The sequence below is a fragment of the Sinomonas sp. genome (assembly GCF_051955515.1).
Classification (GTDB): domain Bacteria; phylum Actinomycetota; class Actinomycetes; order Actinomycetales; family Micrococcaceae; genus Sinomonas.
This window is the reverse complement of the sequence record NZ_JBQCGQ010000129.1, coordinates 1-17,345: the sequence shown is the minus strand read 5'-3', so window position 1 is coordinate 17,345 and position 17,345 is coordinate 1. Positions and strand designations below refer to the sequence as shown.

General features: G+C 68.5%; 22 protein-coding genes. 9 read left to right on the top strand and 13 right to left on the bottom strand.

Annotated features, from left to right (window positions below; translation table 11 throughout):
* Together ACTHL9_RS07150 and ACTHL9_RS07145 are read left to right on the top strand one after the other, a co-directional pair.
* Positions 1-635 (top strand): solute carrier family 23 protein (locus ACTHL9_RS07150; RefSeq protein WP_440518155.1); only part of this gene is annotated, 635 nt, incomplete at its 5' end.
* Positions 636-705: 70 nt separating this feature from the next.
* The gene (locus ACTHL9_RS07145) at positions 706-2,142 is read left to right on the top strand and encodes an amino acid permease (protein WP_440518154.1); all 1,437 of its coding nucleotides are present in this window, start codon (positions 706-708) and stop codon (positions 2,140-2,142) included.
* A gap of 84 nt (positions 2,143-2,226) precedes the next feature.
* Here ACTHL9_RS07145 and ACTHL9_RS07140 read toward each other — a convergent pair whose 3' ends face one another.
* On the bottom strand, positions 2,227-3,342 hold the full coding sequence (locus ACTHL9_RS07140; protein WP_440518153.1) for a glycerate kinase: 1,116 nt from the start codon (positions 3,340-3,342) through the stop codon (positions 2,227-2,229).
* Between the two features lie 52 nt (positions 3,343-3,394).
* On the opposite strand from ACTHL9_RS07140, the gene ACTHL9_RS07135 reads away from it, so the two are divergent.
* Positions 3,395-3,985: a TMEM175 family protein gene (locus ACTHL9_RS07135; RefSeq protein WP_440518152.1), complete on the top strand. Its 591-nt coding sequence runs from the start codon at positions 3,395-3,397 to the stop codon at positions 3,983-3,985.
* A 110-nt stretch (positions 3,986-4,095) separates the two neighbouring features.
* Here ACTHL9_RS07135 and ACTHL9_RS07130 read toward each other — a convergent pair whose 3' ends face one another.
* Both ACTHL9_RS07130 and ACTHL9_RS07125 read right to left on the bottom strand, forming a co-directional pair.
* On the bottom strand, positions 4,096-5,757 hold the full coding sequence (locus ACTHL9_RS07130) for an alkaline phosphatase family protein (RefSeq protein ID WP_440518151.1): 1,662 nt from the start codon (positions 5,755-5,757) through the stop codon (positions 4,096-4,098).
* A gap of 155 nt (positions 5,758-5,912) precedes the next feature.
* Positions 5,913-6,650, bottom strand: a complete 738-nt coding sequence (locus tag ACTHL9_RS07125; protein WP_440518158.1) for a glycerophosphodiester phosphodiesterase — start codon at positions 6,648-6,650, stop codon at positions 5,913-5,915.
* Between the two features lie 56 nt (positions 6,651-6,706).
* Between ACTHL9_RS07125 and ACTHL9_RS07120 the strand changes: the two genes are divergently transcribed.
* Positions 6,707-7,246, top strand: a complete 540-nt coding sequence (locus tag ACTHL9_RS07120) for an NUDIX domain-containing protein (protein WP_440518150.1) — start codon at positions 6,707-6,709, stop codon at positions 7,244-7,246.
* 80 nt (positions 7,247-7,326) lie between these two features.
* Here the strand turns inward: ACTHL9_RS07120 and ACTHL9_RS07115 are convergent, their stop codons facing one another.
* On the bottom strand, positions 7,327-8,244 hold the full coding sequence (locus ACTHL9_RS07115) for a S1C family serine protease (protein WP_440518149.1): 918 nt from the start codon (positions 8,242-8,244) through the stop codon (positions 7,327-7,329).
* A gap of 124 nt (positions 8,245-8,368) precedes the next feature.
* On the opposite strand from ACTHL9_RS07115, the gene ACTHL9_RS07110 reads away from it, so the two are divergent.
* Together ACTHL9_RS07110 and ACTHL9_RS07105 are read left to right on the top strand one after the other, a co-directional pair.
* Positions 8,369-8,518, top strand: coding sequence for a lmo0937 family membrane protein (locus tag ACTHL9_RS07110; protein ID WP_440518148.1), 150 nt, complete (start codon positions 8,369-8,371; stop codon positions 8,516-8,518).
* A 196-nt stretch (positions 8,519-8,714) separates the two neighbouring features.
* On the top strand, positions 8,715-8,936 hold the full coding sequence (locus tag ACTHL9_RS07105; protein WP_440518147.1) for a hypothetical protein: 222 nt from the start codon (positions 8,715-8,717) through the stop codon (positions 8,934-8,936).
* 3 nt (positions 8,937-8,939) lie between these two features.
* Here ACTHL9_RS07105 and ACTHL9_RS07100 read toward each other — a convergent pair whose 3' ends face one another.
* The 4 genes from ACTHL9_RS07100 to ACTHL9_RS07085 are packed head-to-tail and all read right to left on the bottom strand — an operon-like array spanning position 8,940 to position 12,088.
* Positions 8,940-9,752, bottom strand: coding sequence for an HAD family hydrolase (locus ACTHL9_RS07100; RefSeq protein ID WP_440518146.1), 813 nt, complete (start codon positions 9,750-9,752; stop codon positions 8,940-8,942).
* Complete coding sequence (locus tag ACTHL9_RS07095; RefSeq protein WP_440518145.1) at positions 9,749-10,309, bottom strand: YbhB/YbcL family Raf kinase inhibitor-like protein; 561 nt, start codon at positions 10,307-10,309, stop codon at positions 9,749-9,751. Before ACTHL9_RS07095 ends, ACTHL9_RS07100 begins: the two co-directional genes overlap by 4 nt.
* A gap of 28 nt (positions 10,310-10,337) precedes the next feature.
* Positions 10,338-11,276 carry a carbohydrate kinase family protein gene (locus tag ACTHL9_RS07090; protein WP_440518144.1) on the bottom strand — a complete coding sequence of 313 codons (939 nt, stop codon included), beginning with the start codon at positions 11,274-11,276 and terminating at the stop codon, positions 10,338-10,340.
* A gap of 5 nt (positions 11,277-11,281) precedes the next feature.
* Positions 11,282-12,088, bottom strand: a complete 807-nt coding sequence (locus ACTHL9_RS07085; protein ID WP_440518143.1) for an alpha/beta hydrolase family protein — start codon at positions 12,086-12,088, stop codon at positions 11,282-11,284.
* Positions 12,089-12,145: 57 nt separating this feature from the next.
* Between ACTHL9_RS07085 and ACTHL9_RS07080 the strand changes: the two genes are divergently transcribed.
* A complete protein-coding gene (locus ACTHL9_RS07080) occupies positions 12,146-13,249 on the top strand; it encodes a GTP pyrophosphokinase (protein ID WP_440518142.1) in 1,104 nt (367 codons plus the stop codon).
* 193 nt (positions 13,250-13,442) lie between these two features.
* Here the strand turns inward: ACTHL9_RS07080 and ACTHL9_RS07075 are convergent, their stop codons facing one another.
* The 3 genes from ACTHL9_RS07075 to ACTHL9_RS07065 all read right to left on the bottom strand — a co-directional run bounded on the left by ACTHL9_RS07075 (position 13,443) and on the right by ACTHL9_RS07065 (position 14,750).
* Positions 13,443-13,844, bottom strand: a complete 402-nt coding sequence (locus ACTHL9_RS07075; protein ID WP_440518157.1) for a hypothetical protein — start codon at positions 13,842-13,844, stop codon at positions 13,443-13,445.
* A 39-nt stretch (positions 13,845-13,883) separates the two neighbouring features.
* The gene (locus ACTHL9_RS07070; RefSeq protein ID WP_440518141.1) at positions 13,884-14,255 is read right to left on the bottom strand and encodes a J domain-containing protein; all 372 of its coding nucleotides are present in this window, start codon (positions 14,253-14,255) and stop codon (positions 13,884-13,886) included.
* A 72-nt stretch (positions 14,256-14,327) separates the two neighbouring features.
* Positions 14,328-14,750 (bottom strand): Hsp20/alpha crystallin family protein, encoded by a 423-nt coding sequence (locus tag ACTHL9_RS07065; protein ID WP_440518140.1) that lies wholly within the window; start codon positions 14,748-14,750, stop codon positions 14,328-14,330.
* A gap of 143 nt (positions 14,751-14,893) precedes the next feature.
* Here ACTHL9_RS07065 and ACTHL9_RS07060 point away from each other — a divergent pair, with 143 nt between their 5' ends.
* Entirely contained in the window at positions 14,894-15,193 is a 300-nt protein-coding gene (locus tag ACTHL9_RS07060) for a MerR family transcriptional regulator (RefSeq protein ID WP_440518139.1), read from the top strand.
* A gap of 65 nt (positions 15,194-15,258) precedes the next feature.
* Positions 15,259-15,717 (top strand): Dps family protein, encoded by a 459-nt coding sequence (locus ACTHL9_RS07055; RefSeq protein ID WP_440518156.1) that lies wholly within the window; start codon positions 15,259-15,261, stop codon positions 15,715-15,717.
* Between the two features lie 30 nt (positions 15,718-15,747).
* Here ACTHL9_RS07055 and ACTHL9_RS07050 read toward each other — a convergent pair whose 3' ends face one another.
* Positions 15,748-16,035: a DUF1905 domain-containing protein gene (locus ACTHL9_RS07050; RefSeq protein WP_440518138.1), complete on the bottom strand. Its 288-nt coding sequence runs from the start codon at positions 16,033-16,035 to the stop codon at positions 15,748-15,750.
* A gap of 154 nt (positions 16,036-16,189) precedes the next feature.
* Positions 16,190-17,095 carry a LysR substrate-binding domain-containing protein gene (locus ACTHL9_RS07045; protein ID WP_440518137.1) on the bottom strand — a complete coding sequence of 302 codons (906 nt, stop codon included), beginning with the start codon at positions 17,093-17,095 and terminating at the stop codon, positions 16,190-16,192.
* Positions 17,096-17,345: the final 250 nt, after the last annotated feature.

Genomic DNA, 17,345 nt, shown 5'->3' with positions numbered 1-17,345 from the left:
TCGGCCTCCCGCAATTCCAGACGCCGCAGTTCCATGCGGGCGTGCTCGGGCTGTTCGTCCCCGTTGTCCTCGTGCTCGTCGCGGAGAACGTGGGCCATGTGAAGAGCGTCTCGGCCATGACGGGGCAGAATCTCGATGGCGTCGCCGGGCGCGCACTCATCGCCGACGGGGCCGCGACCGTCCTCGCCGGATTCGGAGGAGGCTCTGGAACCACGACCTACGCCGAGAACATCGGGGTCATGGCTGCGACAAAGGTGTATTCGACCGCGGCCTATTGGGTCGCCGGACTCTGCGCGCTCCTGCTCAGCTTCTCCCCGAAGTTCGGCGAGCTCATCGCCACCGTTCCCCCGGGCGTGCTCGGGGGCGCCGCGACCATGCTGTACGGCATGATCGGCGTGCTCGGCGTCAAGATCTGGGTTCAGGGCCGGGTCAACTTCTCGAACCAGATCAACATCACGACGGCGGCCGTCGCCTTGATCGTGGGCATCGCCGATTACACGTGGAACGCCGGGCAGCTGAGTTTCGCGGGGATCGCACTCGGGTCCGCTGCCGCGCTGCTCATCTACCACGGCATGACGGCACTTTCCCGGTGGCGGGGGACCGTCCGCGAGCCGGAGACCGAGCGGGTGGAGTAGGTCCCGCTCAGGCGTAGACTGACCCGCGTCCCCTGGCCCACCCCAGCTTCGACCAAAGCAGGAGGTCCCGATGACGCGTTCGAACCAGTCCATCCTCCGACGGAAGCCCATTGGCGATATCGAGGAGGAGCAGGGCGTTGGCCACCTCTCCAAATCGCTCGGCCTCTGGCAGCTGACGGCCATCGGAGTCGGTGGCATCATCGGGGCCGGGATCTTCTCGCTCGCCGGTGCCGTGGCGAACAAGACGGCCGGTCCGGCAGTGCTCATCTCAGTCCTCGTGGCGGGCGTGGCCAGCGCCGCGGCGGCGCTCTCCTATGCCGAGTTCGCGGGGATGATCCCCAAGGCGGGCTCGGCGTACACCTATGGCTACGCCTCGCTCGGCGAGATCGTCGGCTGGTTCATCGGGTGGGACCTGCTCCTCGAGTACACGGCGATCGTCGCCGTGGTCGCCATTGGCATCTCGGGATACTTCGGCTTCCTCGTGAGCCAGCTGGGCGTGGACCTGCCCGCATGGATGCTCGGGGCGCCGGGCACAGGACCGGGACACGTCGTGGACGTCTTCGCGATCATCCTCTGCCTGCTGACGGCCTGGATCCTCACCCGCGGCATCCGGAGCACGGGCCGCTTCGAGCTGGTGATCGTCGCGCTCAAGGTGCTGCTCGTCGTCGTCATCGTGGTGCTCGGCGTCTTCCACATCAACAGCTCGAACTACACGCCGTATTTCCCGTTCGGCTTCGGCGGGGTCATGACCGGCGCCGCGACGGTGTTCTTCGCCGTGTTCGGCTACGACGCGATGAGCACCGCCGCCGAGGAGTCGCGCGACGCCACGAAGCACATGCCGAAGGCGATCCTCTACTCGCTCGCCATAGCGATGGCGCTGTACGTCCTCGCTACCCTCGTGCTCACCGGAATGCAGAAGTACACCGAGATCGACCCGAAATCTGGCTTCTCGAGCGCCTTCGCGGCGGCCGGGCTCCCCGCGGTGGCGAATGTGATCGCCGTCGGCGCGATCATTTCGATTCTGACCGTCATGCTCACCTTCATGCTCGGCGTCACTCGCGTGTGGTTCTCCATGAGCCGCGACGGGCTCCTCCCCAAGTGGTTCGCCAAGACCCATCCCGAGCGCCACGTGCCGACGCGGGTCACGTGGATCGTGGGAGTCGGGTCCGCGATCCTCGCGGGCGTGCTGCCGATCACCACCGTCGCCGAGCTCACGAACATCGGCATCCTCTCCGCGTTCGTGGTGGTGTGCGTCGCCGTTATCGTGCTGCGCTACCGCAGCCCGGAGATTCCCCGGTCATTCCGGACGCCGTGGATGCCCGTGGTCCCCGTGGTCGGCGTCCTGTTCTCGCTGTGGCTCATCATCTCCCTGCCGTGGGAGACCTGGCTGCGTTTCGCCGTCTGGCTCGTCGTGGGCCTTGCGATCTACTTCGGCTACTCGCGTCGGAATTCCCTGCTGAACCCGGACAGCCCGCGGCATACGACGGCGGGCGAGCGCGCCGGGTGAGACGTGGCCACGCGCCCGGTGAGACGTGGCCACACGCCGGGTGAGAGGTGGCCACGCGCCGGGTGAGAGGTGGCCACGCGTGGGTCAGGCGCCGGCGAGGAGCTCCGCCACCGCGCGGCGGACGTAGGCGCCGCCCTCGGCGATCGCCTCGGCCGGAGTCGGCGCGAGGTCCACGAGCGCCCCGGCAACCTCGATCCCGTGCTCGGCGAGCTCGTCCGGCGTCGCGAGGATGCGGCCCGCGACGGCGACGACGGGAATGCCGCGATCGCGCGCCCGGTCGGCGAGCGCGATCGGCGCCTTCCCGGTGAGCGACTGCCCGTCGAGGGATCCCTCGCCCGTAATGACGAGGTCTGCGCCGTCGAGCTGGGCGTCGAGGCCCACGAGGTCGGCCACGAGGTCGAAGCCGCTTTCGAGCTCCGCATCGGTGAACGCGAGGAAGGCCGCGGGGAAGCCGCCGGCCGCGCCTGAGCCGGGGACGTCGACGTCGCGCCCGGTCGCCTCGGCGAGGACCCGCGCCCAGGTGCGGAGACCGGCGTCGAGCACCTCGACCGTCTCGGCGTCGGCGCCCTTCTGCGGGCCGAAGACATGGGCGGCGCCCTCGGGTCCGGAGAGCGGATTGCGGACGTCGACGGCGATGCGGAACCTCGCGCGGGCCAGGCGGGGGTCGAGCGCTGTGGTGTCGACCGCGACGACGTCCGCGAGCGCGGCGCCGCCCAACGGCACAACGTTCCCGGCGGCGTCGAGCGGCGAGAGGCCCAAGGCGCGGAGGGCGCCCGACCCGCCGTCGGTCATGGCCGAGCCGCCGAGCCCGAGGACGATCTCGGTCGCTCCGGCGTCGAGCGCTGCGGCGATGAGCTGCCCCGCGCCGTAGGAGTGCGCCCGGGCGGCCAGCTCGGGGGTGGGTTCCCCGTCAAGGAGCGCAAGGCCGGATGCCTGCGCGGTCTCGATGACCGCCGTCGTCCCCTTGATGGCCCACGACGCGCCGACCGGCCGCAGGATCGGACCGACGACGGCGTTGTTCCGCTCCTCGAACCCGGCGGCGACGGCCGCCTCGAGGGTGCCCTCGCCGCCGTCGGCAATCGGCACGCGCGTGATCTGCGCGTCCGGGTAGACGCTCAAGGCACCTTCGGCCATCGCGTCGGCGGCCTCGGCTGCAGTGAGGGAGCCCTTGAACTTGTCGGGGGCGATGAGAATGCGCATTCCACTATCCTGCCAGCCCCGGCGAACGCCTGCTGAGTGTTTCAATTAGCGCGTGGAGACCAACCGCGTCGAGGCCTTCAGCGACGGCGTCCTGGCCATCGCCATCACGATCATGGTGCTCGAGCTCAAAACACCCGACACCGCCGACCTTCATGGACTCGCAGAGGTCGCCCCGACTCTGCTGACCTACCTGCTGAGCTTTGTATACATCGGCATCTATTGGACCAACCACCACCACCTCATGCACCTGAGCGACCGGGTCACGGGCGGGGCGCTCTGGGCCAACCTCAACCTGCTGTTCTGGCTCTCGATCGTTCCCTTCACCACCCGGTGGATGGACGAGAGCAGCCTGAGCCCGCTTCCCGTACTCGTCTACGGGATCAATCTGCTGGCAGCCGCTGTCTCCTACACGATCCTCCAGACCCGGCTCATCCGGATCCAGGGCGCGGACAGCCGGCTCGCGCGGGCGATCCGCAACGACGCGAAGGGCAAGTGGTCCATGGCGCTCTACGTGCTCGGCTGCGTCGGCGCGTATCTGTCCGTATGGATCAGTGTTGCTGCCTACGTTGCGGTCGCGGCCATGTGGATCATCCCCGACCGGCGGCTTGAGCGGGCCGTGGCGGACTCGGGCGAGGACGGCTGAGCGCTCCCGTCCGTTTCTCGAGCCGCACGTGTCGTGTCTGCCCCGACGCGCCGCGCTCCCGTCCGATTGGGGACTGACAACCGGACGGGAGCGCGGGCGAGGCAGGCAGCTCAGTGTTGCGGAAGGACCTGCGTCCCCTCGATCCGGACGGCCTGGAGATCGTTTGCGTTGAGGCCGAGCTCGCGCAGGATCGTCGGGGCGATCTGCGTGGTCTCGACCGTGCTCGTCACAGTCGACGCGCCCGAATCAGTGCCCTGTGAGACGACGATTGGAACGTGGCGATCCTGCGGGTCCGCGCCGCCATGCTCCGCGATCTTGCCCTTGCCGCCCGTGTAGACGACGCCGTGCTGGACGATGCCGAAGATGTCCGGGATGCGCGAATCAGAAGCGGACGTGTGGAAGAAGTCCGCGACCTGCGAGCCCGCGTAGACGGTCGTGAGGCCAGAGTCCTGGACCGTGAGCGCCGACCCATTGATGTCGTTGCCCGCGGCGGGGTGCGAGGCCAGATACTGCTTCGCGAAGTCCGCCGCCGCCTGGGTGTGCTCGGTCAGCCAGAGCTGCATGACGTCGTCGTCCGTGGAGAAGGCGACGAGATCGCTCGAGTGGCCCGCGGCGCGCCACGCGGCATTGAGGCCGTCGATGATGGGGCCGTCGTCGACCCGCTTGAGCGAGGCCGGATCCATCGGGGACTGGCCATGCTTCGCGGAGAGGATCACGGTGGTCTTCTTGGCGTCCGGGGTCTTGGCGATCGCTGCGGTCAGCTGGCCGACCTCGGTGTTGATGTAGTCGAGGCCCCTGGTCAGGAGCGGGCCCGGGGTCACGCCGTCGGCGAAATAGCCGCCCGCGAGGCCGTCTGAGGTCGGGAGCTTCTGAGCCGTCGAGACGGTCTGGAAGTTCATGCCGAAGATGCCAGGCTCGCCGACGTTCTGGGTCCCGGAGTGGTCCTTGCCTGCGATCTCGTTGAGCACGGCCTGAACCTTGTAGGAGTCGTACTGCTGGGTCGCTGCGTTGTCCTTGGTCCAGTCGCCCGAGAAGCCGGCGATGGACGCGTCCGAGTTGATCTCAGGCGCGAACAGGTCGTCGATGCCGGCGCCCGAAGGCCCGCTGAGGATGTCGTACGCGACGTGCTTGTCCGACCACGCGGTGCGCAGCCCAGCCTGCTTCGCGACCTCGAAGACCGTGTTCACCTTGAGGTACTGGTTCGGGTAGACCGGCTTGCACGTCGTGGGGTCCACGGGCAGCGCGGCCGGGTTGAGCAGCGACTTCGCATTGCCCGTCATCTGGAGGATGCTGTTCGGCAGGCCTGCGAGGCCCTGCCCGGCGTCGAGCGCGTTCTGGTTCTTGTCCGCCGCCTCCGTGTAAGCGACCTCGGCACCCGGGGTGACACCGGCGCAGGTGGTGGTGCCGGCTGGGAGGAGGGCGCGGTTGTACGTGTCGTCGTAGTAGACGCCGGTGGTGCCGGGGTTGCCGCCCGTGACCTGGCCGACCATGCCGGGGAACGAGTCCGAGGGCACGGGGGTCTGGGCGTTCGTGTAGCTCGTTCCGTGGCCGACGAGCGCGGCGAGGGCGGACGCGGGGTGGGCCTTGACGTACCAGTCGAGGTCGGACTGGTGCAGGCCGTCCACAGAGAGGAGCAGGACGTGCTTGTCCGAACTGGCCCGGTTCGAGGTGGTGGAAGCAGTGGGGGCTGCCACCGCAGCCCCCGTGGCAGCGGTCGCGGTGAGGGCCGCGCCGAGCACGGCCGCGGCCGTGCGTCTGGTGATCGTTTTCACGGGTGCGATCCTGCCAGCGGTACATCAACCGACGACGGCGTCAGGGGCCGTTCCGGAGAGAGTTCCGTCAGATTTTGGCTGGCCGTTGCCGTTCTCCCCGGCAATTGCCGGGAAACTCCGAGCATCCTTGGCTTTTCGCGCCTCGTCCTGCGGCATCAGCGCGGCGGCCACTCCCCGCGGGCCTCAAGCACGCCGCGCAGGAGGTCGGCACGGTCACTCACGATCCCGTCGACGCCCACATCCAGCAGGCGCCGCATGTCCGCGGGCTCGTTGACGGTCCACACATGAACCTGGCGGCCCAGGGCGTGGGCGCGGTCGAGGAAGCGCGGCGTCACCACCCGAATCCTGCCCCGACGCTCGGGCACTTGGAAGCAGTCCACGTCGTGCAGTGCGCGCCGCAGCACCGCGGCGGGCGCGGGGCCACCCACGGCGAGCAGCGCCGTCGTCCGCATCCCCGCTGAGGACGCCGCGCGCCGCGAGAGCCGGGCGAGGACCGCGCGGCGGCGCGCGTCGGAGAATGAGGCGACCAGAATCCGGTCGTGGAGCTGCAGGCGCTCGACAGCAGCCACGAGCGGATCGATCGCCTCGACGGTCTTGACGTCCACGTTGAAGCGGGCGTCGGGCAAGTCCTCGGCGAGCTCCTCGAAGCGGAGCACCCGCTCGCCCTCGCCGATCCGCGCCTCCGCGACCGCGGACCAGGGAAGGGCGGCGATGGGGCCGGACCGGTCGGTGACGCGGTCGAGGGTGTCGTCGTGGAAGGCGACCAGCACGCCGTCGGCCGTCGCGTGAACGTCCGTCTCGAGATGGGTGAAGCCGAGGTCCCACGCGGCGCGGAAGGCCGTGAGCGTATTCTCGAGCCCGGCGAGCGAGAAGCCGCGGTGCGCGAAGGCCATCGGCGCTGGTCGGAGGTAGCTCACGCGGCCACGGTACCGCGAGTAGGCTCGAAGCTATGGAAAACGTGCGCCCGACGGAGACCCAGCGCCCCACAGATGGCCCGCGCCCCATCGAGCCCCTCAGCCCCGTGAGCCGCGAATACTTCCGCACGCTGCCGCGCCGTCGGGTCGCGGCGGGACTTGTGATCCGCGACAGCGACGGGTGCGTGCTGGCGGTGAAGCCGAACTACAAGGAGGGCTGGCTCCTGCCGGGCGGGACCGTCGATCCGGGCGAGGCGCCGCGCACGGCGGCCCGGCGCGAGGGGCGCGAGGAGCTCGGGCTGGACATCGAGCCGGGCGCGCTGCTCCTCATCGCCCATTCGGCGTTCCCCGACCCGATCGGCGACGGGCTCTCCTTCCTGTACGACGGCGGCAGCCTCCCCTATGGCGCCGCGGTCACCCTCCAGGAGGAGGAGCTGACCGAATGGAAGTTCGTGCGGCCCGAGGAGTTCGACGAGTACTTCGGCTCGCATGGCGCGGTGCACGTGGGTGCGGCGTTGACCGGCCTCACGGAGGGACGGACGCTTGAGCTCGAGGACGGGGTCGAGCTTCTGTGACCCGTCGCTTCAGCCAGATCGACGTCGGCGTCGGCGGCGAGACAGTGGCCGGGATCCGCGGCGAGGTCGCGCTGTAACGCTTAGTCGACGAGCTCCGTCGGCAGCGTGACGACGTCTACCATCGCCTCGCCCCGGAGCACCGTCAGTTCGGTCCTCCGTCCGATCGCGTCCTCGAACATGAGCTTCTGGAGAGACTGGGCGTCGGCAAGAGGGTGGCCGTTGATCGCGATGAGAAGGTCGCCGGGCCGCACGCCGCTCTCCCCCGCCGGGCTCCCCGTCACCACTTCAGCGACTCGCAGCGCCTGCCGTTTCCCGGTCCGAGCCGTCCAGCGGTCATCAAGCGGCGTCGGAACGGTCACGAGCCCAAGATACGCCCGGCGCACGCGGCCGTCCTCTCGCAGCGAGTGCAGGATCCGGCGCGTTGTGGCATTGATGGGAACGGCAAGGCCGAGTCCGATTCCGGCAACGGCGGTGTTGATCCCGATGACCCGCCCGTGGGAGTCGGCGAGCGCGCCGCCCGAGTTTCCGGGGTTGAGGGCCGCATCCGTCTGGATGACGTCCTCGATGAGCCGCGAGGCCGTGCGCCCACGTGCGGGCATGGACCGGCCGAGGGCGCTGACCACGCCTGCCGTCACGCTGCCCTCGAGGCCAAGCGGGCTCCCGACGGCAACGACGAGCGAGCCGACGAGCAACCGGTCCGCATCCCCGAACTCGGCGGGGTCAGGAAGGTCGAGCCGGGTGCGCAGCACCGCGAGGTCGGAGAGGGGGTCGCGGCCGATCACCGCGAAGGGACCGCTCGTGCCGTCCGCGAAGGCGACCTGGCCCCGGTCCACGCGCCCCACGACGTGCGCATTGGTGACCAGGTGGCCCTCGGCGGTGAGGACGACGGCGGATCCCGCACCTCGGTCTGTGTGGACCGAGGCGACACGCGGCGTGAGCCGCCGCGCAACGTCGGTGACGACCTGTGAATAGGCGTCCAGTGGCTCCTGCTCGCTCACGCAAAGGCCAACGCGCAACGAGGCTGAACCGATTCCCGTGATCGCGGCAGGCGAACGGGAACGTTTGAGCCGGTCAGCGGCGGGTATCGATTGAACACGAGTCCGCTGATGTAAGGAGGCAGTTGTGCTGCTGTGGATCGCTGTAATTCTGTTCGTCCTCTGGCTGCTGGGGTTCATTGCCCTTCCGAGCTTGGGGGGAATCGTGCACATCCTGATCGTGCTGGCGGTTATCGCCCTGATCATTCATTTTGTGCGCGGACGGAGGGCCGTCTAGCAGGAGCACGTGACGCCCCCGCGAAATAAGCTCTCGCCGAGGCATCCCGCCCCTTTCATCCCCCTAGGGGCGGGACGTCTCGGCGAGTTGCTGTCCGGAGTCTATTTGCGTTCGGGCTCTTGAAGATCGCGCGACTTCAGGCATCAAATGGCCCGTAACGAATTTTGTTGCCCGTAAGAACTCCTGGAGGTTTGTCATGCTGATGCTCTGGACCGCGATCATCCTCTTTGTCCTCTGGATTCTCGGCTTCATCGGAAAAGTGGGCGATGGCGTCCATATGCTGCTGCTCATGGCGATCGGCTTCTTCATCGCGTGGGTCATGCACCGCGTGGAGAACACGCGGATCGACGAGGCAGAGCACCGGGTCGCCGAACGCGAAGCGGTCCAGGAGGCGGAGCGGCGCCCCCAGCTCAGGTAGCCGCTAGCCCGCTGCCGGCAGCGCGGCGAGCTTGCGCTCGAGAACCTGGGCTACGCCGTCGTCCTCGATGCCCGGCGCGTGCAGCGTAGTCGCGGCGAGCGCTCGAGGGTGACCCGAGGACATCGCATAGCCCTCCCCTGCCCACGTGAGCATCTCGACGTCGTTCGGCATGTCCCCGAACGCGACGACATCCTCCGGGGCGACGCCCAGCACGTGAGCGTACTCGGCGAGCGTCACGGCCTTGTTGACGCCGAGCGGTCCCATCTCCAGCATCGTGAGATCGATCGCCGAGTGGGTGACGGAGACCAGGTGCCCCACGTGAGGTGCCACGGCCCGGAAGTAGTCCTCGGCCGTCATGTCTTCGATCTTGGCCATGAACTTCACCACCTCGTCGCCCACCACGAGGTCCTCGAGCTCGCCGTGCCGCACCTCGCCCAGGAGATGGCGGTGCCGCGGCTCCGCGAAGCGAGTCTCCATGACGAATTCCTCGGCGGTCTCCGCGGCGAAGGCCGTCTTCGGGAACAGCCCGCGCACGATGTCACGGACCTCGAGCATGACCCTCCGCGGAATGCCCTGCGAGGACACGACCGCCATCCGCTCGAGGTCATAGACGAGCGCGCCGTTGGAGCAGATCACGGTCCCGGTGTGCCGCAGCTGCTCGCTCAGCGGGGTCAGCCAGCGCGCCGGCCGCCCGGTGACGAAGACGACGGCGATGCCCGCCGCCTCGCACGCCTGCAGGGCACGGATGGTCCGTTCGGAGATGCGTCCGTCGCGGTTCAGGATCGTCCCGTCGATGTCGCTTGCGACGAGCCTCACTGGACTTCGAAGTAGCCGGTCAGCTGCGCCCGGCCGAGCGTGTGGAAGAACAGCTGGAAGCCCATGAGGGCCGGCGGGGTGTCGGGGCTGATGTCGAGGCGCTCGACGTCGACCGCGTGGACCGTGATGATGTAGCGGTGCGGGCCGTGGCCCTTCGGCGGCGCCGCCCCGACGAAACCGGTGTAGCCGGCGTCGTTCCTGAGCTCGACCGCACCCTCGGGAAGGCTCGCGTCCGAATCCGACGGGCCCATGCCGTCGACGCTCCCGCCCGCGCCCTCCGGCAATTCGTCCACGGTCGCGGGGATGTTGCCGACCGCCCAGTGCCAGAAGCCGCTCCCGGTCGGGGCGTCCGGATCGAGGATCGTCACGCAGAAGCTCTTGGTTCCCGCGGGCGCCTCCGACCAGCTCAGCTGCGGCGAGAGGTCCTTGCCGCCGGGCACGTGGAAGTACGCGCTTACCTGGTTGGGTGCGAGCGTGCCGCCGTCCTCGACATCCGCGGAGGTGAGGGTGAACGAGTCGACCTGCGGCAGGTCATCGTACGGATTGTGGTTCGCCATGAACTCTCCTTACCCAGAGCATCCGCCGTTACAGCGGAAGGTTGTCCCTCAGTTCGGCGCGACTCGGGGGGTTGGCGCCCGGTCGCGAGACCGTGACGGCGGCCGCGCGGGCAGCGAAGTCAAGGAGCCGCCGAAGCTCGTCGCGGTCCAGGCGCCGCAGCTCTCCGCGCCGTTGCGCGCCGTCGAGCTCGCGGTCCACGACGCCGCTGAGCAGCGCCGCCATGAAGGAATCTCCCGCGCCCACCGTGTCCGCGACGCGGACCTTCGCCGCCGGCACTTCGACCTCGCCCGCCGCACAGATCCCCCAAGGCCCCTCCGCGCCGCGCGTGACCACCACGATGGCGGGCTCCTCAGGGGCGCCGAGCGACTTCCAGCGGCGAGCTGACTCCAGCGGATCGACGCCCGGGTAGAGCCACGCGAGATCTTCGTCCGAGGCCTTGACCACGTCGGCCAGCGCCACGAAGCGCTCCACGAGCGGGCGAACGGCCTCGCGGTCGGTGGTGATGGTCGGGCGGCAGTTGGGATCGAAGCCGATGGTCGCGCGCGGGCGGGCGCGTTCGACGGCGGAGAGCACCTGGGCGGCGCCGGGCTCGAGGACTGTGGCGATCGAGCCGGTGTGCAGGAGCGTCGTGGCGCCGAGGAGGGTCGAGAGGCTCTCGCGCAGGTCGGGGAGGTGCCAGTCGAGGTCGAACGTGTAGCTCGCCGCTCCCTTGTGGTCGAGCTCCGCGGCCGCGACGGACGTAGGCGTCCCGTCCGGTGGTAGCGGCACGAGAACCCCCGCCGCCTTGAGATGCTGGGTCAGGAGGCGGCCGTTGGGGTCGTCCCCATAGCGGCCGATGAACTGCACCGGGTGGTCGAGTCGGGCGAGCCCGATGGCGACGTTGAGCGGACTGCCGCCGGGGTGCGAATCCGTGCCCGTCGGCTTGTGGACGACGTCGATGAGGCCCTCGCCGATGACAGTCAGCATGGGGCCTACGGTAGCAGTCTGGCGAGGAGGGCGCGGCAGGTTTCGTACGCCTCGGCGCCCGGGGTGATGAGGGCGAAATGATCGCCCGACGTCTCATGGAGCTCGGCCGGATCGCCCGCCGCCAGCGCCGCGGACACGTACGCTTCCGAGAGCTCGAAGGGAACGGCCTCGTCGTCACGCGAGTGCACGGCCAGCACGGGCACACCCGTGGGGAGGCGGCGCATCGGGTCGGCGAGCGCGTATTCCTCCGCGTGCTCGGACTCGGGGCCGCCCATGAGGTTCGCCGCGGCGTCGTCGCTCAGCTTCAGGCGGTGGGCGGCGGAGAGATCCAGGACCCCGGCCTGACTCACGACGCCGGCGAGCGGCACCGCGGGCTTCTCGCCTCCGGTGCGGGAGGCCTGCGCCGCACGGCCCGCTGCCCACACGGCGAGGTGGCCGCCTGCCGAGTGTCCCAAAGCCGCGACCCGGGTTGCGTCCAGGCCCTTGCCGGCTAGGTCCGCGAGGTGATCGATGCCCATGGCGACGTCGCGGAAGGTTGCCGGCCAGCCTCCGGCTGATCCTTCACTCCCTCCCCGCCGTCCAACTGCGCTGCCGACGCGCCGGTATTCCAGGTTCCACACGGCGTACCCGCGCTCGGCGAGGTCCAGGGCAGTGGGCAGCCCGAGCTCCGCCGTCCACTTGTCGCGCCAGTAGCCGCCGTGGATGACGACGACGGTGCGCGCCGGCGCGCTCGCACCCGCGACGGCGGGGAGGAACAGCTCGCCCCACTGGTCTCGGTGGGGTCCGTAGGGGATGCGCTCGCGAGTCACCACGCGCTCCACCCTACGGCGACCCACCCCCGTGTCGGATGCGATTGCTACGGTGATGGCATGGCCAGCAACTATGACCGGCTGGATGCCGGGCAGCGCGCGATCGTCGACTCCGCAGTCGAGACGTACGCCCGCGTCCGACCGGCTCTCAAGGACGTCACGAATGACGTCCTGCACACCCTGCGCCGCATGTTCAAGGAGGCAGGCGAGATCGATCCTCTCTTCATCACCGGCCGCACCAAGACGGTGGAATCCTTCAAGGAGAAGATCTCCCGCCTGGACCGGCCTGCCGAACCCGGCGGCCAGCCGACGCTCAAGTTCCCCGACCCGTTCCGGATCCTCAATGACATGGTGGGGGTCCGGGTGATCACGCGGCTGCCGCGCGAGAACGCCATGGCCGCGAATCTCATCAAGCGCCAGCGCGACATCTTCGACTGCCGCGGCGACCGTGAGAAGGCCATCGGCTCGATCGAGTCGGGAACCTACGGCTATTCGAGCCGGCACCTCATTCTGCGCACTCTCCAGAACGACGCGGTGAAGGCGTACCAGGGCGTTTTCAATCCCGAGCTCCCCGCCAACGGGAGCTATTTCTTCGAGTGCCAGATCCGCACGATCTTCGCGCACGCCTGGAGCGAGATCGAGCACGACATCCGCTTCAAGAGCAGCGATCCCCGCGCCTGGAGTCCCCAATTCGACCGCCAGTTCACTGCCACGGCCGCCATGCTCGAGGTTGTGGAGAAGGAGTTCGCCGAACTCCACGAGCGCTACGAGAAGGTGCGCAGCTTCTGGGATGAGAACGGCGAAGGGGCCAAGGCCCTCACGCCGGATCGCGTTCGGGATATCTGGCAGACCCTCCTCCCGCACGTGGACCGGAAGGTCGACGACGATTGGGGCTGGGCGGCCGAGCTCGTCGCCGCGCATGGCCTCACCGAGACCTGGCAGCTCGTGGAGATCCTCGACGCCGAGCGCATCACCGAGGTCCGCAAGGCCCTCGACCATCGCTACTCCCCCGGCCCCGACCGCCTGCTCGACGATCTCCTGCTCTGGCGCTACGGCCGCGAGCACATCGAGCTGACGGCCGAAGCCGCCGACGCCCCGGTCCACCCTCGCCGTGACAGCCTCCAACGCAGGCTCAAGCAAATCGAGCGGTATCGGCTGACGTGACGGAAGGCGTCCCCGCGGGGGGCGCGTGGCCGAGTTCCCCAGCATTCCTGCCGAGTTCCCCAGGATTCCCCCCGGCACTCGCGGGGCTGATCGAGTCCCGCCGCAGGAATCCCGGGCAGCTGGCGGGAAGTGAAGAGCAAAGCTGGGGAGGTTGGCAGTAAGAGTGGGGAAGTCGGGCGCCTCGAAAGGGGCCCTAGCCGCGGTCCGAGCCGTAGATGAACTCCTCCGCGTGGGCCACCGCCTTCTTGAAGGAGTCGTTCCTCAGGGCTATCGCGCGCTCGGTCGCATCCACCCCGCTGGCCGCTGCCTCCATGTAGCTCGTGAGCCCGGGCGGGCGGAGGACCCAGATCCCGCCGTGCGGCGGCAGGTAGAACACGGCAAACGAGCGCGCCGCCGGGTCGTCCTCCCAGACAGGGACGACGGCGACGGCGGCACCCGTGTCCACATTGATCCACTGCGCCCTCGGGCGCGGCTGCTCCTCCTCATACACGCTCGGATCGAGGAAGGGAGCAGTCCCCTCGCCCCACCTCTCCTCGAATCTCTCGTGGAAGACGGGGAACAGGGTGTTGTCGTACCGGCGCCAGCCGCTGCGCAGCGGGGTCACAGTTCATCCTCCTTCAGGGGAACCAGCGAATTAGGGCAACCAGCGAAAGAAGATCCGAAAGATCTCCGACTCGTTGAGGTCGAAGACGGTGTCGAACACGGAGTTGGACGATCGGCGATCGGGCCACGTCGGCCACCGCGGGGAAGGAAGCTCGGACCAGAGGGGAAGAATTGCCTCTGCTTCCCGCAGCGCCCGATCGTAGGCCGCGCGCCGTCCGGGATGTCCGAGGACCGAGTAGGCCTCGATGACCTCGCGCAGCTGCTCCGTGTCGGCGGACGCCAGATCACCTTTGGCGGAGTCGGGATGAAGCTCCCGCACAAGGCGGCGATACGCCCGCCGGATCTCCTCCTGGCTCGCTGTTCGGCTGACGCCAAGCACTCCATAGAAATCCGCAGAAGGCATCGCACTGCACCTCCAGGCGGTCGGCGGCGTTCCGGCAGGGCTCAGCTGCGACCCTGCCGGAACGCTGGAGACTCAGGCCGCGATCTCCTTGTTGTCCTTCTTCGACGCGACGGCGATCTTGCGCGGCTTCGCCTGCTCGGCGATCGGGATGCGCAGGACCAACACGCCATCCTCATAATTGGCGCTGACATTCTGGGTGTCGAGCGAGTCGCCCAAGATGAGTTCACGGCCGAACGTGCCCGCCGCCCTCTCAGCCGCGACAACCTCCGCTCCGTCCGGCCGGTGCGACTGCCTCTCGGCGCGCACCGTGAGGACGTTGCGTTCGACGTCCACGTCGATGGACTCGGGATCGACTCCCGGCAGGTCGAACTCGACCACGAACTCGCCATCCGCGCGCCACGCTTCCATGGGCATGGCGGTGGGCCGCAGGGTATTGCCGAAGACCTGCTCGGTCAGGCGGTCAAGTTCGCGGAAGGGATCAGTTCGCATCAGCATCTTTGCCACCTCCAAAGGGTTCGATTCAATACGACCAGGTATCTGCGCCTCATCGACCACTAAATCTGTCTGATAAGACGTAGATATAATAGATCACCAAGGGTAGATCAACGCAAGAGGGAATCGTGGCGAGAGGAGTGGGCGTGGCCCGATCGAGGGATTCATCCGATGGCGTCTACGCCATCTCTGTCGCCGCCGAACTCTCCGGCCTCGGCCTGTCCAGCCTTCGGCTGTACGAGCGCAAGGGGCTCATCAACCCCGCCCGCACAGAGGGCGGCACAAGACGCTACAGCGAGGACGACATGGAGCGGCTCCATCGCATCGGCGAACTGGTCGAGGCGGGGCTCAACATCGAGGGAGTTCGGCTCGTGCTCGCGCTTGAGGCCGAGAACGAGCACCTTCGGGCGCAGCTGGCCAAGCTGAGGGAGGCGCCCGGCCTCTGAGTGCCGTTTGCGTCCCCCGCCGACGGGTAGCGACCCAAAGACACCGAGCGAAAGGGGACTCTCCCATTAAGGCATCCGAAGAGCTTGCCCACGGCCTGCAGGCCATCCTCGTGGACCTCATCGAACTCTCGCTGCACGGCAAGCAAGCGCACTGGAACATCGTGGGACCAAACTTCCGCGATCTTCATCTCCAACTGGACGAAGTGGTGAGTGCCGCCCGGCTCCATGCCGACGAGGTGGCTGAACGCCTCCGCGCTCTCCATGCCGTACCCGACGGCCGTTCAGCGACGATCGCGAAGACCACGAGCCTGCACGAGGCGGGCGAGGGCCTCATCACCACGGACCACGCGATCGATCGAGTCGTGGCCGCCCTCGAGGGGACCTGCACTACGGTGCGCGGCGTCTACGAAGCGGTCGAAAAGAACGACGCCGCCACGACCGACATCCTCAACCAGATCCTTCTCCAGCTTGAGAAGCTTGCGTGGATGGTTTCTGCCGAGAAGGCGACGACGAGCACTCCCTAGCGCGAGGGCCCGGTACGGCCGCGGCCCATTTCAGGCGAGCCGCTCCTCCAGCCGGACGGTCACGGAGTCTCCGGCCTCCTTGCCGAGGACTTCTCGGAGCTCGGCCTTGACGGGAAGCTTGTGGGTCCCGTCCCCCAACGCCATGAAGGAACTCTGGAAGGGGTGGCCGTCAATGGTCCCGCGGACCTTCACGAGGCCCCTCGTCCCGAAGAACTCGACTGACTCGGGCCAGACAACGTACGTCCAGCCTCCCTTGCTGGGGCTCAGCTGGAGCACGGCGGAGAATTCCCTGTCCAGGGGGCCGGCTTTGGCCGTCATCGCGCACCTCCTGCCTTTCTGGCTCCCTCCAGTGTCGGCCCAGCGCCGCGCTCCAGCCCAGTTCTGGGCGCCCAAATCCGCGTCTCAGGGCGAAACGCGGAGGTTTCGACTGATCGGGAACCTTCAACCGGATGGGAGCGCAGCGGCAGGCCGGCTACGACGGCAGCAGCGACCGGGCAGTCTCCTCGAGGACCGCCCGAACGGCGAGCATCACAGGGTGCGCGGCCCCGGAGGAGCGAATCGAGGTGAACACTGTGCGGTGCGGGGTGCCGGGCAGATCGACCAGTCGGGCCGAAGCCGTCCGTCCCACCCAGACGAGGTCTGGAAGGAGGGCCACGGCATTGCCCGACTCGACAAGCGCCACGTGTGCCTGGAGGTCTGCCGTCTCGTATCGCACGTCCGGCTCGAACCCGGCCGATCGGCACGCCTGCTCCGCCCAGTGCCGCGAGGCAGCGCCGTGCGGCTCCATGACCCACGGCAGTGCTGCTGCGTCCGCAAGCCGCCGCACGCCGTCGAACTCGCCTGCCCCCGGCGGAACGGCCAGGCGGATGGCGTCGCTTGTGAGCGGCTCCCGGTCGAGGCCCGCGTAATGCGGCGCGGCGTGATGCGGGTACTGCTCCGCGACCACGACGTCGAAGTCCCTGGCCCACGTCTCGTGGAGCGCGGTCTCGGGCTCGTGCTGGACCATCTCGACACGGAGGTGGGGATGACGTTCACGCAGGGTGCGGAGCGCGACGGGCATCAAGGCGAGGGCCGCGGTCTGGAAGACGGCGAGGCGGACGGTGCCGCGGACCTCGCTCTGGCTGGCCGCGAGCGCGGATTCGGTCCGTTCGAGGGCGTCGAGGAGTCCGCTCGTGTGCTCCACGAGCACGAGGGCTTCGGGGGTGAGGATCACCCGCCGCCCGGATTTCCGGAGGAGCTCGGCGCCGACTTCCTTCTCCAGCAGCGCGAGCTGCTGCGACACCGAGGAGGGGCTGTAGGCGAGCGCGTCGGCCACCTCGGCGAGCGTGCCTCGGATGCTGAGCTCGCGAAGGAGCCTCAGCCTGCGGATCTCCAGCATTCCGCCTCCAATCGTTCGGCTTTTCCCACGATTATGCGTTGAAAAACATCACTTCTGCTTCTGTAATCCTCGGCACATACTGGCAGAAGACTCCACAACCGACCGGACAGGACCCAGCACGATGACGACCACGAGCCCCAGTGCCAGCCCCGACGAGGCCGCCAGCAGCGTTCGACCCCAGGACCTCGCGGACGAGGCCATCGACCAGGTGCGCCATTGGCTCGATGCCGCTGCGAAGATCCCGGTCGAC